This is a genomic window from Oceanobacillus sp. FSL K6-0251, assembly GCF_038004725.1.
Lineage (GTDB): Bacteria > Bacillota > Bacilli > Bacillales > Amphibacillaceae > Oceanobacillus > Oceanobacillus oncorhynchi.
The window spans coordinates 1,278,759-1,296,845 of record NZ_JBBORS010000001.1 but is presented as its reverse complement, the minus strand read 5'-3'; the positions used below and the strand labels follow the sequence as shown (position 1 = coordinate 1,296,845).

Below are 18,087 nucleotides of genomic sequence, written 5' to 3'. Positions count from 1 at the left end.
CGCCCCGGGTCAAGCCATTATTTGATTGATTAAATTTTTCCATAATTGAATTATTTCCTCTTTTTCACCTGTGAGCCGTTTACTGTAAATCATCCGCTCGTAGATTCTTGTCAGCTTGCTCATTTCCACGGCAAAAAGATGTTCATCCACTCTTCGGGCAAACTCCCTTAAGGTTTCGTCACTTCCTCGTTTGAAGCCTTTTTTACCTGTAAGCTTTAACAGGTAGAGATAGGCTTCCTGGAATGCCGTCTCGTCAAAATGGTTTTCCAGCTTTCTTTGCAGGAAATAAATCCGTATCTCTCTTCGCTTTATATAAAGGGCAAGTAGAATCAGCAACAGAACAATCCCTATTCCAATAAGGATATAACCTGTTAATGCAGAAATCCCTGTCTCTTCATCGGAAGCAGCTGTATCTTCTTCCTGATCTTCCGCTTCATCTGTCTCTTCTTCGTCTTCTGCGCCTTCTTCCTGGTCTAATTCTGGTGCTTCGAGCGGTTCTTCTTCCTCTGGCAAAGGAGAATCATTTTCATCCACATCTACTTCGAAATCCGCCATATTGGTAAAGCCCTGTGTCGGTTCAAATGGCACCCAGCCTACCTCTGGAAAATAGACCTCTACCCAGGAATGGGCATTGCTGTTGGCAACTTCATTCACATGTGTTTGTTCTTCAGCTTTGGAATCGATTCGTTCTCCGCTTGTAAATCCTTTCGCCCATCTAGCCGGAATCCCTTCTGACCGGAGCATCACAACCATGGCCGTGGAGAAGTTATCACAATAGCCAATTTGCGTCTCAAATAAAAATTGATCGACATAGTCCTCTTCTTCTCTTGGCCTTGGAATATCTGTTGTCTGGTATTCAAATCCATTTGCACTGAAGTAACGCTCGATTGCACGTGCTTTATCGTATCTTGTTTCATGATTTTCTGTTATTTCTGCGGCTAAATCTCCCACTCTTTCCGGAAGATCATCCGGCAGCTGTGTGTAACGGTCCCGGACTTCTTCAGGATCCTGTTCATAGTTATTCTGCAGTGCTTCGATATCAAAGGATGGACTCTCATACTTTATTTCATAAGCTTCCAGCGTACTGTCCTCTCCATCCCGTGTCGTTTCGATCCCCTCCATACTTTCATCGAGGTGAAAATCAACCGGTTCCTCTGTTCTAATAGAGGAGACACCGTAAGGATAGACGACCTTTGGCAGCCGGTTACTTCCCGTAAAAGCAATCTGTGTCTCTAACGTTTCTGTCTCGACACTGTCCTCGAAGGTAGATAGGGTAATCTGCCCGCCTGTCTGATGCAGAAGGTTTCGATCTTGCGAAGTCTCCCATCCCTTGCCTGTATAGACATCCTTTGTTTCAATCCGCCAATAATGATCCTCTTCTACGGTCGCTTCAAAAAGAACTGTATCATCCTGGACAAAGGAGCCGCCAAGCTGGGAATCATCTTCTCCATATCCAACCCGTCCAGTTCCGACGCCGCTATCTCCTATGTTATCGGCAGCCCCCTGCAAAAATGGCAGCGGGTCCGGCCATTGCGGTTCTGCTTTCGGTGCTTGATATCCAATAATGCTTACGATTGCTACGACAAACACAAGCGGCAGCAGCCAATATTTTAATCGTTCGCCGACAGAAATAGGAATTCGTTTATTTTCAATCTCCTTACTCAAGCTGGACATTCCGAGTGCAATAAAGGAAATAATGAAAATACGGACGATTGCCGCAGCGCCTTCATATACCGTAAATGTATCCAAAATGCCGATATAGACAAAGGTCAACAGAATAAATAAGATAATATTTTTCATTCTGACAAACCAGTAATAAAGCAGATAGCTCATCAGCCAAATGAGCACCAGGAATAATAGACTTCTGAAAAAGTTGGTAAGCATATACCAGTCGCCTGAAAACATCAACTCCATATTATACATGACTTCCTGGAGGACTTCTCCTGCCCAGTTCAGGTCTAAAAAGCTTGTCTCAAAGTAAAGCATATGGACGATAAAAAGCAATCCCAGTCCTTTTACAGGGATACTAATCAGCCAATGCAGCTGAAAATAAGAAATAAAAAAGCAGTACAGCGCGAATAACACAAAAACACCAATATTGGTTTCCGAAATATCCCCAAGCGGATAGAGCCATTCTAAGAAAAGGCAAAATCCTGCAATATATAATAGTAGTGTATGCAGCGTTTTTACTTGTTTTTGGGTCTTTATCATTTAAAAATCACCTCAACCGGATCCGCTGCAAGCTGTTCCATACTTAATTGCTGTACCGCTATCCCGGAAAATCGCAAAGGCTCAAGCAGATGCTTCTCCGTGTCCGGCAGGACTTTCTCTGGATGGATATAAATAATCGATAAATGCTTCATACGCTGTCTGGCTTCCTGGATAGCCTGCACAAATTGGGGATCTATGGATGTTACAATCAAAAAGATAATATCCGCTTGATGGAAATGAGCCATTTCTTCACGAAAACGGATGGAAAAAGAACCTTCCTGTTCCCCTCTCGCTGTCAGAAGATAATGCTTCATCCGCTCCATTTGTTGCTCACTTTGTCCCAGTTCAAGTACATGCGGCCTCTCGCCAATAGAAAGAAAGCTTGTCTGATAATCTTTCTTTGCTATTTTTTCTATAAAAGATAAGCTCATTTCAATTGATGCTTCATAGATAAGTTCATTTTTATTCCCGTTCATAAAATTATCATGAACCAGCAAGATATCCATGCTTTTCTCCCGGTCAAATTCCTTGGTCATCATCGTTTGTTTTCTTGCTGTCTGTTTCCAGTCAATCCATGCAAATCGGTCCCCTGGAGCATATTCCCTGGCTCCGGAAGCAACGGTCGTATTCATATGCTGTAATTGGTTGGATAGCACTCCGCCCTGCTCGTAGCTTGCCATATCACTCACTAAACGAAGCTCATGCTCATAAGGATAGACAGCGAATGTATTTTCCACCTGAAAATCGCGGCTTTTCTTAATAAAACCAAATATATCACCTGTTTGGATCGTTACTTTATCCAGTACATGCTCTCCGCGCGGCAGGGATTGTATCGAATAACTGAATGTAAAATTTCTGCGGAATAGAGGAAATAACATACGTATCAGTCTGCGAGAAACTGTCATTTGTCCTGAAGCCTGAGAAGAAAGGTATTTCGCCTTCTTTGTATCTTCCTTCATTAAAGACTGGGGAAATTTTTCTTCAAACGTACAATATAATAAAGGAAAAGGCAGCTTCCGTTTTAAATGCACCTTCACAACGATTTCATCTCCCGCCTGACATACCGGATTCTCGATTTCCCGGTAAATCTGCCACGCACGCAGTGGATAGCTGGCAAAGAGGAGCTGGTAGATGCCGATTGGCAAGTAGCCATAAAATAAAAACCAGCTGACAAAACCTCCCTGGAACATGGCATAGCAGAAGAGAATAACAATGAGTGTCAAAACGCCAAGACTGCGAAGGATAATCCGGAGATTCTCCTTCATTCTCCGAAGCCTTTCTTAATCGGGATATGAGCAGACTGTATAATAGAATCAAGAATTTCCTCACTTGATTTGCCTTGATATCGCGCTTCTGCTTTCAGCATCACCCGATGAGCTAACACAAATCCTGCCAGATACTTCACATCATCCGGGATAACATAATCTCTTCCTTCGATATACGCATACGCTTTGGAGGCTTCCATTAAAGCAAGTGAACCCCTTGGACTCACGCCTAAATAAATCGAAGGGTGTGATCTCGTGCGCGTAACGATATTTAAGATATATTGCTGGATCGTTTCGTCTATATAGACACTTTTGGCTTCTTCCTGCGCCAGCAATAATTCCTCCTGCGACATCACTGCCTGGATTTCTTCAATCGGATGATGGCTTTTATTTCTCGCAAGCATTTCTAACTCGTCCTCATAGGTTGGATAGCCCATGCGCAATTTTAATAGAAAGCGATCGAGCTGCGCTTCTGGCAACGGATAGGTTCCTTCATATTCAATCGGGTTTTGAGTCGCCATCACAAAGAAAGGACTATTCAACCGCCGTGTCTCTCCGTCTACGGTGACGCTCTTTTCTTCCATCGCTTCCAGCAAGGCGGATTGCGTCTTTGGAGACGTCCGGTTAATCTCATCTGCTAGAAGAATATTTCCAAAGATTGGCCCCTCCCGAAACTCAAATTCTAGTTCTTTGGGATTGTAAATAGACACCCCTGTCACATCCGACGGCAGCAGGTCTGGCGTGAATTGAATCCGGCTAAAATCACAATTGACTGATTTTGCTAATGTGCGGACCAGCATTGTTTTCCCTACTCCGGGCACGTCCTCCAATAAGACGTGACCTTCTGTTAATAAGGCTACTAAACTCAATTTGACAATTTCTTCTTTACCAAAAATAACGTCATTGATATTATTTAACACATCTTGAATCTGTATATTTTCTGCTAACTTTTCCTGTTCCATCATCACCCTCCTTATCTTCCTGAACCTTTCTGCCTTTCATGTTACTATATTAGGAAGCATATTGAAACGAAATGCATTCCAAAGATTTAGTTATCTCTTATTATGGTCAAATGATAGAATGAATATTCATTGGTTGGTTGTTAATGCATTTTTCTGATATATATTAGTTGGAACAAAGATTTTACTTTCTAGCAGTCGCTCCGGAAATACACTACGCTTTCCACGGGCTTGTCCTCAGCCTCCTCAAAAAAGAAGACTACTTTTTCTGCGGGGTCTTCACACTGGGACTGCGATTACTCGCCCCACCGAAGACCATTGCGCATTCCCGTAGGAGTCTCCGTGTATTTCCTCCGCTGGTTAGAGTGCTTAATTATAGAAAAAATAATTTATTTTTGTTAAGTAAAAAAGATAGATTAACTATTTCAACTTAGATAGTTTAAACTCATTTTTATAAGAATCTTTCAGTTGAGGAGGAAAAGACCACTAAATGTAATTTCACTTAATAAGTTCACCTTACATTATAAAGTGAACTTTATGTCAACGAATTACACTGTTATTTTCAACATGCAAAAAGAGCAGCCGGGGTTTCTTCCTCAGCTGCCCTTCCTTTTAATAAAATCAGATTTCCCGAAACCTTCCTACCATAAAGCAAGGCGCTGCTTCGAGGCTGGTTCAGGATACACTGTATCGATTTGCTTCAAATCCTGCTCTGTTAGTTCCATTTCCGCTGCTTTTATGTTATTCACAACATGATCCGGATTACTGGATTGCGGGATAGCAATCGTTCTTCCATTCCGTATCGACCAGGCTAATAGAATTTGGAATACGTCTGCCTCGTGTTTTTCTGCTAGATCCTTTAACACCTGTTGTTTCGTTAAATTCGCTCCGAAGCTGTCGCCGCGGTCAATTGGAGAATAAGCTATCACGGGCATGTTATGCTGAGCCATCATCGGCACTAAATCAAATTCGATACCTCTGTTTGCGACATTATAGCGTACTTGATTCGCTTTGCAGTTATCCCCGCCCGGTAAATGAATCACATGCTCCAAATCGTCCACGTCTAAATTAGAAACGCCCCATGCTTTGATTTTGCCTTGATTTCTTGCCTCCTCTAAAGCTTCTACCGTTTCTTTAAGAGGAACCTCTTCTTTCCAATGCAGTAAATATAAGTCGATATAATTGGTTTCTAATCTTTTTAAACTATTATCCAAGCTGACTGGCAAATCTTTTTTTGATGCATTCGACGGGAGAACTTTTGAAATAAGAAATAAATCTTCCCGGGCATAAGGCTTTATAGCGCTTCCAACTAATTTCTCCGCATTCCCGCTGCCGTACATTTCAGCCGTATCAATCAATTGTACACCCTGATCAATCCCGGTACGGATGGCCTGTACTTCTTGATTAAATGTACCCGCCTTGTCTCCCATGTTCATGGTGCCTAAGCCAATCGGCAGCACTTCTCTGCCGGCAATTTCCACCTTTTTCATTGCGCTTCACTCCTCTTTTTAGGAACTGCTTTCTATGTCTGTTCCACTCTTAGAGCAAAATGAAACGCAAAAGAGGCGGTATCGAGAAAATAACGAGTTTTACACCTTTCTTTTAAAACATTAAAGCGCCCCAACGACTGGATGAGGTATATATAATTCTTCCAGATAATCTATCTCCTCAGACGTCAACTGAATATCTAATGCAGCTACTGCGCTTTCAATATGATTTTCTTTTTGGGCACCGATGATTGGAGCTGCAACCTGATTCTGGTGAAGAAGCCAAGCCAGGGCAACTTTATCTCTTGTTGTCTGATGGTTGTTTGCTATTTCACCCACACGTTCTACGATACCATTATCCGATTCCATCATAGCATCATATTTGGACTGTTGAACGGTATCTGTTTCCGAGCGATACGTCGTTTTAGACAAGTCACGTGTCAATCTTCCTGAAGCAAGCGGACTATATGGTGTGAGTGCTATTTTTTCATCCTCGCAGAAAGGTACCATTTCACGCTCTTCTTCCCGATAGATTAAATTATAGTGATTTTGCATAGAGACGAATTTCGTCCAGCCGTTGCGTTCCGCTACCCGTTGAGCTTTTTGGAACTGCCACGCATACATGGCGCTGGCTCCGATATAACGTGCTTTTCCAGACTTCACTACATCGTGCAGTGCCTCCATCGTTTCTTCAATCGGCGTATCGTAATCCCAGCGATGAATAATATATAAATCAACATAATCTGTCCCAAGACGTTCTAAACTATGATCTATTTCACTCAAAATGGCTTTACGGGATAAACCGCCTCCATTTGGACGATTTGGGCGCATCGTCTGGTGCACTTTAGTAGCCAGAACGATATCGTCACGATTGGCATAATCGTTTAACGCTTTCCCAAGAATCCGTTCACTTTCTCCCATGGAATAAACATTCGCCGTATCAAAGAAATTAATTCCTGCATCGATCGCTTTTTTTATCACAGGCCGGCTTTTTTCTTCATTTAAAACCCATTTATGAATCCATTTTTCGGGATCTCCAAATCCCATCGCTCCCAAGCAGATACGAGAAACATCCAGACCAGTATTGCCAAACTTTACATATTCCATCTAAAACACCCTTCTTTGATTAAGAATATTCGCTTTTTTCTAACGGTTGCCAACAAATCTACTTTATATTCCCCTCATTATCTATCATTATAAAACGCGGTATCTTTGACAACAAATGCCTAGATTGCATGCAATTCATACTCCAAAAGCATACTTATATTACTTACGACAAATAGGATTTATCGCAAATGTGATAAATCCTATTTGTTTATTATCGAAACGTATTTTCCCGTAAATCGGTATGGTTTAAACCATGTTCTTTTACTGCAAATCGCTCTGACCAGCCAGTGGCATACTTCTTATTTCCGTTCTTCTGCCAGCTAAAAATAACGAGGATTACTTTATTTTATCCTCTAGATTCGATATAAATTTAGCAGGGTTCCCGCCAACGATTGTATCCGGCGGGACATCCTTAGTAACGACGGATCCGGCTGCAACAACCGAATTTTTACCGATTGTTACCCCAGGCAGAATGGTTGCATTCGAACCAACCCATGTTCTCTCTTTCAATTCAATGGGTTTAAGGTACATCGTTCCGCGGTTTAACGGATCATAGTCATGATTGATAGTTGCGAACACAACATTATGCCCGATTAAGCTTCCATCACCGATAATGATTTGCCCCTGATCTTGAAAACGGCATCCAGAATTTATAAATACATTTTTCCCGATGCTTATGTTCTTTCCAAAATCGGAGGTAAACGGTAGAAACAAGGAAAAACTTTCATCTAATTCTTGGCCGGTAATCTGGGACATCTGCTGTCTGATTTCTTCATTGGTATACACGCCATTATTTAATATGGCACATAATCGCCTCGTTTCATCTGATACGGCCACCATTGCCTTATTGACTTCTGAACCGCCATGAATCACGCCTTCTTCTGCCATTTTTGATAACAATTCCTCTAATTCCATGTGGATCGTTCCCTTCCAGCTGTATTTCTATTTCATTCACTATTTTAAAAAGACACTGTCATAACCTTCATGCTCATCCAATCTTACTTCCATTTAAACATAGCGATTAATGCTTTTCCATGATTTTATAGTGACTTCGTTCTACCTTTCTCAGGATGGATAAGTAAAATGGAACGATTATTAAAATAATAAACAAATTAAAAAACCATGAAAAGCTGTCACACTCTTCATGGTTTTTAATTTATCCGTAATAAATCGGTCCGTTTGGTCCAAGAGGAATACCCAGCCACATCCAAACAACCAGCATGATTGTCCAGCCTATCAAGAAGAAGATAGAGTATGGAAGCATGGTTGATACGAGGGTTCCAATTCCCATTTTCTTATCATATTTCTGGGCAAAGGCAATAATTACTGCAAAGTATGTCATCAATGGCGAGATAATATTTGTTGCTGAATCAGCAATACGGTATGCCATCTGTGTAAATTCCGGTGCATAGCCAAGCTGCATCATAATCGGAACAAATACGGGAGCCATCATGGCCCATTTTGCAGATGCACTTCCAATAAAGATATTGATAAATGCAGCAATCAGAATAAACAACAGAATTAAGCCAATTCCGCTGAAGTTTACACTGTCTAAGAATTCTGCTCCATAAACACCAATTACCAGTCCCATATTGGTTTCATTAAAGTAAGCGACAAATTGACCTGCTGTAAAGGCAAGGACGATAAACATCCCCATTGATGCCATCGTATCGCTCATTTGTGCTGCAACATCTTTATCACTTTTAATTTCTTTGGTTATCAAACCGTAAACAAGTCCTGGGATTAAGAATAAAATAGCGATAATCGGTACAAGGGAATCCATAAATGGTGACATGATAATCCCGTCTAATCCAGGGTCTTCTCCACGCAGCGGCGCATTAGAAGGGATAACCAGCAATGCCGCGAGTACAAAAGAAACAACAAACGAAACTGCTGTCCAAATAAGTCCTTTTTTCTCTATTGCTGTAATTCCTTTTATGTCTTCCGTTGCTTCTCCTTTATACGTACCCAGCCGAGGCTCCACAATTTTTTCTGTTACCCAGCTGCCGATAAGGGTGAGTATTACCACTGATGCGGCAATAAAACCGTAGTTCATGGCAATATTCATTTGCTCTGCATAGGCAGGGTCAATAATAGCAGCTCCGGCAATGGTCATTTCTCCAAGCATCACATCTGTTCCGGATAAGAATAAGTTCGCACTGAAACCGCCAGATACGCCGGCAAATGCTGCCGCAAGACCTGCTAATGGATGGCGTCCAAGCGCCGCAAAAATTAATGCACCCAATGGAGGTAAAACAACATAGCCTGCATCAGAAGCCACACTCGACATTACCCCCGCAAAAACGATACCTAATGTAATAAAGCGGTTCGGGATTGCCAATACAAACCCGCGCAGCAACGCACTAATAAGGCCTGTCCGCTCTGCTACCCCGATTCCAAGCATCGTAACAAGTACTACACCAAGCGGCGCAAATCCGATAAAGTTATCGGTCATACTGCCAAAAATATATTCAATCCCCTCTGCATTCAGAAGATTCTTAATTTCCACCGCTTCTCCTGGATCGCCAGGGTTTTCAACACTTATATTAAATGGCTGTAATGCCGCAGAAAGGACTAAAACCAGTAAGGCCAAAATGGCAAATAATGTAGCCGGGTGCGGCAATTTATTTCCGACCACTTCCACAAAATCTAAAAATCGTTGAAATGGATTCTTTTTCTCTTTAGACATATTGTCGCTCCTCTCTTTTTGTAAATCGATAATATTCTGACTAATAAAAGGCCTAGAGAACGGTTCTCATTATACATAGATTAATCGATAATGAAAACCCTTTCCGCAAAAGTAATAAAAGTAACATTAGGTATAATTTTATGAATACTGTATTTATTATCAAGGAGGCCTTCTGTAGAACGGTCTTAACATTTCGTTTAATATGCTATCCTGCAGCATGAAAAACCGAATGTAAGGTACCCATTCGGTTTTCATATTTACTCTTATTGTTATGATTAAGAAAGCAGCTTATCTGATTTCGCTGCTTGCAGCGCCTGCTCAAAATCATGGATTATATCATCGGTAGCTTCAATACCGCAGGAAACACGGATAAGCCCTTCCGGTATACCAAGGGCTGCACGCTCCTCTGGTGTGCATTCCACATGGCTGGTTGTTCTTGCCGGTCCTACTGTTGTTTCCACTGCCCCTAAGTTCGCAGCACGATGGGCAAACTGCAGCTTTGGAAGTACTTTTCGAACTGTATCGATGCCTCCCTTTACAGAAAAGCTCAGCATGCCGCCAAAATCATCCATCTGCTTTTTAGCAATATCATGATTGGGATGGTCTGGCAAGCCGGGATAAAATACATCCTCTACGATATCCTGTTTTTGAAGGTATAATGCCAGCGCCATCGCATTTTTACATTGCTCACGAACACGAAGATGTAATGTTTTCATACCACGGAGGACTAAATAAGCAGCCATGGGGTCCATTGTAGCACCATTGATTTCCCGATAATGGAAAATAGGCTCAATCAGCGCTTTCCTGCCACAGACGACACCCCCTAAAGCATCGGCATGCCCTCCCAGAAACTTGGTCGCACTGTGGATAACAAGATCTGCTCCAAGAGCCAGCGGACGTTGATTCATCGGTGTTGCAAACGTATTATCCACAATCACTAATGCGCCCGCTTCCTTCCCTGCCTTAGCCATCCGTTCAATATCGGTTATTTTTACAGTTGGATTCGTAGGCGTTTCTAAATATAAAATTTCACAGCCTTTGTTTATCTCTTTCTCCATTTCTGCCATATTTCCTGTATCGCATAAATGAACTTCAATTTGCTGACGCGGAAGAAATTCGGAAAATATTTTATTCGTTCCGCCATAAGTGTCTTTAATAGAAACAATTCGATCTCCCGGAACTAAAAACGTAGCTAATGTGTTGCTGATTGCTGCCATTCCCGTTGAAAAACTGGTTACCGCTTCTGCCCCCTCCATTTCTTTGATTTTATCTTCAAAGGATTGGACGGTTGGATTCGTATTCCGGCCATAAATATGCCCTGCTTTTTTTCCTGTAGCTACGTCAAACCATTCATCTATATCATCATAATTATAGGCTACGCTCAACACAACAGGCACCTGCGTCGCCCCATGAACCAAATAATCCGCTTCTCCCGCCCAGACCGTTTTGGTCGCCAAGTCAATTTCTTTCTTGTGTGTCATTTTCTCAGCCTCCTATTTTGCCGCCTTCCCTTACCCGGCAGAATTTTCATTTTTGTCTTCCTCTATCTCTTTCATTGGCATGGATTCCTTGACATAAAGATTTCTTGGTACGTTTCCAAATGTCTTGCAGCCTGTTTCTGTCACATAGAAAGACTCACTGACTTCAAAGCTTTCCCCCTCCGACCAGATAGCAGGAATGAGATGGAATGTCATATTGGGACGGATAATCGTTTTATCCCCTTTTCGAATACTTGCTGTATGCTCCCCCCAGTCTGGAGGATAATTTAATCCCATCGAATAGCCGAGACGTGACTCTTTGAAGACGCCGTGTCTCTCTACCGTTTTCCGCCAAACTGCTTCTATTTCCTCACAGGTGACTCCCGGCTTAATAAAATCAAGACATACATGTAACCCTTCTAAAACAATAGATGACAGGTTTTTCATCGATACAGACGGCTTTCCAATTTGAACGGTCCGTGCAATCGGGGCATGATAGCGCTGATAGCAGCCTGACAGCTCTAAAATAACGGTCTCATTTATCTGATAGGGCTGATCCGTCCATGTTAAATGAGGCGTGGAAGTCCGTTCCCCGGCTGGGAGCAACGGTATAATCGCTGGATAATCGCCGCCAAATTGCGGCGTTCCCCGGAATTGTGCATAGCTGATTTGGGCAGCGACATCACAGCCTCTGACCCCTTCATTCACCAGGTCGATTCCTGCCTGCATCGCCTGTTCAGAAATCACTGCAGCCCGCTCCATCATCGCTAATTCCACTGGAGACTTTTCGATACGCAGCCAATTCACGAGTAACGTCGCATCTTTAAATAATGCATCCGGAAGCCCTTGAGTTAACGCAGCATAACATTTTGCCGTAAAATAATAACTATCCATTTCCACACCAATATGACGGCTGCTCAGACCAATTTCTGTTAAAATCGAAGCAATAAAATCCATTGGATGGGTTATCCGCGAATGTACATACGTGTCTGGATAAGCAATTATATTTTCTTCCCGCAGCCATGTGGTCACTTTTGCAGCATTGGCATCTGCTGTTCTCCCTATCCAGATTGGCTGCTCCTCCTCATCAATTACAATCAGCATTTGATGCACATAGAAGGACCAGCCGTCAAAACCGGTTAAATAATACATATTTGCCGGATTGGTGATAAGCAATACTTCTATTTCCTGCTTTGCCATACTCTCCTTTGTCTTCGCTAAACGTTCCCGGTACTCCTCTCGAGCCACTTTCACAGCAAATAAGCCCCCTCCCCATCTTCCTATTTTCCCAAAATGCTCTTCTGCGATGAAATGATATTTATTTCTGTTTGAATTTATTATATATTTAAACTATTCTTTAAATCATCCGACATTTTGTATGAAAAGAAAATTATTTTATTATACAGTTAGGAGGTGTCGTCCTAAATAAAAAAGCATGATCTCCATACAGACCATACTTTTCGTTCTTCCACTCATGTGTTGTTTATTTCCCATGCTCTCATACTCAGCTCCAACAGGAATAAATGATGAGAATCATGGAGCGACAGTCCCGTCAGCGCTTCTATTTTTCGCAAGCGGTATAACAATGACTGTCGGTGAAGATGGAGTGATTGAGCTGTTTTACTGACATTTCCCCGATGCTGCTGAAAAATGAGAAATGTTTCTATCAGATTAATCTTCCTTTCTTCTTGATACGTTAACAGCGGCTCTAATACGTCCTCCCTGATGGTATCCATTTCTGAAATAGGTTGAAGCTGCAACAAGATCCGCTCAAGCACTGTATCTTCATACCATGTACGCGGATTTCCTTTCTTTTCTCCAATTTGCATTGCCTGTTTTGCTTCTATAAATGATCTTTGAAAATCGGTAAATGATTCTACTTTTCCACTAACTGCCCAACGTAAAGTTACCTCAGGAAAAAAATGTTTTAGACGTCTGTCAACCAAATCCAAAAAATCCGTCGCAAGCTGATAATCCGTCTGATGCTCGATATGCAAATATACCAAAAATGCTTCCTCTGTTTGCGTCATCATCACTTCTTGTTTTAACGTCTGCGCAGCATATACCAGTTCTTCCTCTAAGTAGCCGTGCATCGTTTTCTCCCATAGAGAATAAGTGCCTGATGCATGTTTCCTTTGTTTATAAATCTCCCGCAGTTTTTCCGGCTGAGCAAGAATGCATACATACGTATGATAAATAGAGTACCCTAACGGATTTGCACGTAAATCCGCCTCTTCCACATTACGAAATTTTCCTTTTGCCAGTTCTTCGACAAAATCACTGCGCAGTTTATTCTCTGTTGCTTCCACGGCATTTCTTTTAGAGAGCCATAAGGCGATCGTTGTAGCCGCATGCTCCAGTATTTGACCGTATTTATTTAAAAAAGGCTCGTAAGCTGCCTGATTGGGAAGTTCTACAAATAAATAGCCTTTCGCTTCGCCGGTTACTTGCAAAATAGGAATTTGAATCAGCTCTTTATCCAGAAAAGCAACTAAATCAAATTTTTGCCTATATGGGTCACGCATGAATCTATCTTGTCGAAGAATGATTTTCTCTTCCATTTGAAAAACAAGCTGCCATTTTTCCTGTGCTCCTTTGGAATACTCCTCCAAATCATACAAACGAAAGTGATGATCCGTTAGGTATACATTTGCAGCGACCTGCATTTGGATAAATTCCAGCAGCTCGTGCAGACGTTTTTCTTCCAGAAGAAATTGCAGCAGCTCCTGCTGTACCTTCACATTCTGAAGGATTTCCGAACTTTTCCTCTGTGCCAGCTCCTCCATGACGAATTCCACAATCGTTGCAAAACGGATTTCCCAGGGAATGCGAATCATTGTTAAACAATGCGATTCTGCCAACGCTTTGATTTCAGACGGTATCTCATTAATATGTCTCCCTGTTGCAATGACTAATGCACTCGCTTCTGCACGGATAATATCTTCTACAAATTGCATGAAAGCATCCAAATCATCTTTACAGCCAAGCGCTGTAGTTAAAACAAGCTCATTTTTCCGGACAAAATTCTCCACAGGCATTTCAATGACAGATACCCATTGGATTTTCTTCTCAGAAAAGTTCGATTTCCCTGTCTCGACAACAGCCTGTGCAAATAACTCTTCCTGCAACATATCTTGAACTGTAATTTCCATTTGGTCCCTCCTCGGCACTTCTTTTATTCTATTTAAACTACTTTTTCATTATTCTAACAGATATTAAAAGGAGTAAGGTTTATTATGAAAAATAAGGGTTGCCCTGCATGCCCTTCCATAAATCACTGTTCTCTGTTTCATAGGCAAGCTGCAAAAGACGATGCTCTCCGCCTTTTCCTGCCATAACCTGCACACCAATTGGCAATCCATTATCTGTGACATAAAGCGGCAAAGAAATAGCCGGCTGCCCTGTTAAGTTCGCAAGCTGCGTAAATGGGGTGTACGTTAAACTGGGCAAAAACATATCGTAAATGATGCTCTGCTTTTCCTTTTCAACAGCCATTCTTTCCTTAAATTCCTGTTCCTTTTGCGCTGTCATCGTCAGCTCTCCGACCTTTGGAGCATGAAAAGCGGCAGCCGGAGAAATATAGAAATCATAGGACTGGTGGAAAATAGACATAATTTCTGCTGCACGGTCCCAGGACGCCAAACTGTCCGAATAATCTGCTGCTGATACAGATTTTCCAGCTTGATGAAGCAGCCATGACTCGATTTCCATATCCTCTGCTGTCAATGACATTCCCATTGTCTTTTCAAGTCCGCGGATAACGCTATTCATTTCCCCGCTGTTCATCACATAGTAGTCCCGCATCAGCTGAACCCCGTCAACGGGAGAAGTTTTTTCTTCCACAATATGTCCATTCTGTTCCAAATGGCGGACAAACTGCAGCACTGCTTTTTTTGCATCATCGGATACAGGGGTATTTGCCGGTGAGTCTGTAGTGAAAGCAATCCGCAGTTGGGGAAGCTTGGCAGACAGCGTATGCTGATATCCCGCTTCATATAACGGCGTCTGAAAGGCAGCATGAGGCTCTACCACCTGTAATTGGTCCAGCATAGCAGCAGCGTCCCGTACAGTTTTGGTTAATACAAAATTAATCGATGCTCCCTGCCACTGTCTGCCGACTCCCGGTCCTACAGGAGTTCGTCCGCGTGTCGGTTTTAATCCGACCAGCCCGCTAAAGGATGCAGGTATGCGGATTGAACCGCCGCCGTCGCTTGCTCCTGCCATTGGGACAACACCAGAGGCAATAGCTGCTGCAGCCCCTCCGCTTGACCCGCCAGGAGAGTAAGCCGGATTCCAAGGATTTCTTGTCGGCCCATACAGCGTTGGCTCGGTTATGTTTTTCAAGCCAAATTCAGGGCTGTTGGTATGCCCCATAAATAAAAAGCCCGCTTCCCGAAATTTTTTAACAAAATAATTATCATGCTTCTCTACATGATTCTGAAGCAGCCGCGAGCCTGAGGTTAATTTTTCTCCTTCAATGGCTTGTGAGATATTTTTCATCAATATGGGAACACCTGAAAAAGCAGCTTCTTGAACAAGAAATTGATTTGCTTCTTTTTTCACTGCTTCCTCCCGTTGATGGGTAGTGATATTTAACTCGGGATTCACTTGATGCATCTGACTAAAGGCGGTTTCTACTAATTCAGAGGGCTGTACTTCTTTTCGCCGGATAAGCTCTGCCAGACCCGTTGCATCATAGTTTTTATATTCATGAAACGTCATCGAATCACTTCCTTATATTTCTTTTTTAATAGGGAAACAGCAGGTCCATCTCTGATTCGGATTGCTGCAATATATTTGGTACAGCGCCTGCCTGAATCTTCTTTAGCGGGAATGTCATCGTGTTTTCTTCAAATTGTTGTATCTCCTTCCCAATTTCCTTTTATTCTACCTTATTTTTACCATAAACGATACGGTTTCAAACTGCCCGGAACAAAGCCTCCTCCATCTAAATGCCCTTGATAAAATCTGCAGAGAATATTATAATAATATCGTTTTACAAATGGCGACTTTTCTCTACAATATTCTGCCCCAGCATTCGCATCGTCCGCTATCAGGAATAATTCCGCTTCCTAATAGCTAACGAAAAAAATAATACCGTCCTTTTCCGTTCCGAATGTTAAATAATTTCTGCTTTTTACTATACCGTTTGCAAGAGCGTTTCAGCCAGGAAACATGAGTCCCTTGTACTTTTGTTTGTAAACGGATATATAGGGAAGCATACAAAACAAGGTAGGCCCTTTTTAAACCATTGATTCAGACAGTTATCCATGACATCCTAAAAACATTCAACACAGATGAGGAGATGAATAAATGAATAAACGTTTAATAGACTGGCCTACTTTCATATTAGCGCTTGTTATTTTGTTTAGTGTCGTTATTCCATTGATTTTATTCCCGGAAGCCGGCGCATCCGTGATTAATCAGGCAAATGAATTTGTCACAGGAAATTTTGGTATTCTATACTTATTATTGGGACTCGGCGTCCTAATCTTTCTGCTTTATGTGTCATTCAGCAGAAACGGTAACATAAAACTCGGCGACAGAAATACAAAAAAAGAATTTGGAACATTTTCATGGGCTGCCATGCTCTTTTCCGCAGGTATCGGCTCAAGTATATTATATTGGGGAATGATTGAATGGGCTTACTATTATGAAGGGCCGCCGTTCGGTATTACACCGGAATCGGAGGAGGCTATCAACTGGGCAGCAAGCTATGGCATGTTCCACTGGGGACCTGTTGCATGGGCACTATATACATTGCCCGCCCTGCCAATCGCTTACTTTTACTATGTCCGCAAAAAACCTGTACTTAAAATCAGTGAAGCTTCCCGGCCGGTTATTGGCAAACACGCAGATGGACCGCTGGGGACAATAATTGATGTCTTGTTTATTTTCGGTCTGCTTGGTGGAGCCGGAACAACTCTGGCACTCGGAACGCCAATGATTGCAGAAGGCGTGAATCACGTTACTGGTATTCCTGTATCGCTGGGAATGCAGGCAGTCATTATGCTCATATGTACTGCTATATTTGCATTCAGCTCGTATTCCGGTATTAATAAAGGAATTAAATTGCTGAGTGACTTAAATATCTGGCTCGTGTTATTTATTCTAGCCTTCGTCTTTATTTTCGGTCCAACCTTATTTATCAGCGAAATGACGTTTACAAGTATCGGACGGATTGTCAATAATATCTTTTCCATGGCAACCTGGCTTGAGCCATTAGCTTCTGTTCCAGGATATGAAGCAACGAATTTCCCGGAAACCTGGACCGTTTTCTACTGGGCATGGTGGGTGGTTTATGCACCGTTTGTCGGGCTCTTTGTAGCTAGAATTTCACGAGGAAGAACAATCAAAGAGATGGTTCTTGGAACATTAATTTACGGAACACTGGGCTGTGTCCTGTTCTTTGGGATTTTAGGAAATTATGGCCTTTATCTGCAGCTGTCCCAATCCTTCGATGTGATTGGATTTATGAATGAATATGGAGCCCCGGCTGCCATTATTGCTATTTTGGATCAGCTGCCGATTTCCTGGTTTATTATTCCTGTCTTCACGATACTCGCTATTATTTTCTTAGCGACCACCTTTGATTCAGCTTCTTATATTTTGGCAGCTGTAGCCCAAAGAAAACTGATCGGCGGCGAGCCAATGCGCTGGCACCGGATTTTCTGGGCATTTATGCTAATGATTTTGCCGATGGCGTTAATGTTTATCGGCGGGTTGGAGACCTTGCAAACAGCCAGTATTGTTGCCGGATTCCCGGTTATTTTCATCATGATTCTGCTGGCATGGTCGTTTATGCGGGCTTCTACAGACGATTTAAAACTGCAGAGAGATGCTAGAAAGCCAAAATCGATTACGATTGAAAATATAAGCAGAAAGGATTAG

The 18,087-nt window shown here is 42.3% G+C and carries 12 protein-coding genes; 1 reads left to right on the top strand and 11 read right to left on the bottom strand.

The annotated features are described in order from the left end of the window. Positions 1 to 9: 9 nt before the first annotated feature. The 11 genes from MKY45_RS06615 to MKY45_RS06565 form a co-directional block, all read right to left on the bottom strand. Positions 10 to 2,211: a transglutaminase TgpA family protein gene (locus tag MKY45_RS06615; protein WP_341172739.1), complete on the bottom strand. Its 2,202-nt coding sequence runs from the start codon at positions 2,209 to 2,211 to the stop codon at positions 10 to 12. Then, a complete protein-coding gene (locus tag MKY45_RS06610; RefSeq protein WP_256705914.1) occupies positions 2,208 to 3,476 on the bottom strand; it encodes a DUF58 domain-containing protein in 1,269 nt (422 codons plus the stop codon). Before MKY45_RS06610 ends, MKY45_RS06615 begins: the two co-directional genes overlap by 4 nt. Further along, complete coding sequence (locus tag MKY45_RS06605) at positions 3,473 to 4,438, bottom strand: AAA family ATPase (RefSeq protein WP_445667621.1); 966 nt, start codon at positions 4,436 to 4,438, stop codon at positions 3,473 to 3,475. The genes MKY45_RS06610 and MKY45_RS06605 overlap by 4 nt, the downstream gene beginning before the upstream one ends. A gap of 638 nt (positions 4,439 to 5,076) precedes the next feature. Next, entirely contained in the window at positions 5,077 to 5,925 is an 849-nt protein-coding gene (locus tag MKY45_RS06600; RefSeq protein ID WP_289585191.1) for an aldo/keto reductase, read from the bottom strand. 120 nt (positions 5,926 to 6,045) lie between these two features. Beyond that, a complete protein-coding gene (locus tag MKY45_RS06595; RefSeq protein ID WP_341172738.1) occupies positions 6,046 to 7,029 on the bottom strand; it encodes an aldo/keto reductase in 984 nt (327 codons plus the stop codon). 336 nt (positions 7,030 to 7,365) lie between these two features. Next, positions 7,366 to 7,944, bottom strand: coding sequence for a DapH/DapD/GlmU-related protein (locus MKY45_RS06590; RefSeq protein ID WP_256705911.1), 579 nt, complete (start codon positions 7,942 to 7,944; stop codon positions 7,366 to 7,368). 241 nt (positions 7,945 to 8,185) lie between these two features. Continuing rightward, a complete protein-coding gene (locus MKY45_RS06585; RefSeq protein ID WP_341172737.1) occupies positions 8,186 to 9,718 on the bottom strand; it encodes an AbgT family transporter in 1,533 nt (510 codons plus the stop codon). A gap of 275 nt (positions 9,719 to 9,993) precedes the next feature. Continuing rightward, on the bottom strand, positions 9,994 to 11,199 hold the full coding sequence (locus MKY45_RS06580; RefSeq protein ID WP_042532638.1) for a cystathionine gamma-synthase family protein: 1,206 nt from the start codon (positions 11,197 to 11,199) through the stop codon (positions 9,994 to 9,996). Between the two features lie 30 nt (positions 11,200 to 11,229). Continuing rightward, positions 11,230 to 12,450 carry a M24 family metallopeptidase gene (locus MKY45_RS06575; RefSeq protein ID WP_256705909.1) on the bottom strand — a complete coding sequence of 407 codons (1,221 nt, stop codon included), beginning with the start codon at positions 12,448 to 12,450 and terminating at the stop codon, positions 11,230 to 11,232. Between the two features lie 218 nt (positions 12,451 to 12,668). Next, entirely contained in the window at positions 12,669 to 14,348 is a 1,680-nt protein-coding gene (locus MKY45_RS06570) for a PucR family transcriptional regulator (protein WP_256705908.1), read from the bottom strand. Between the two features lie 82 nt (positions 14,349 to 14,430). Further along, on the bottom strand, positions 14,431 to 15,918 hold the full coding sequence (locus MKY45_RS06565; RefSeq protein ID WP_256705907.1) for an amidase family protein: 1,488 nt from the start codon (positions 15,916 to 15,918) through the stop codon (positions 14,431 to 14,433). A 591-nt stretch (positions 15,919 to 16,509) separates the two neighbouring features. Here MKY45_RS06565 and MKY45_RS06560 point away from each other — a divergent pair. Then, positions 16,510 to 18,087, top strand: a complete 1,578-nt coding sequence (locus tag MKY45_RS06560; protein WP_042532632.1) for a BCCT family transporter — start codon at positions 16,510 to 16,512, stop codon at positions 18,085 to 18,087.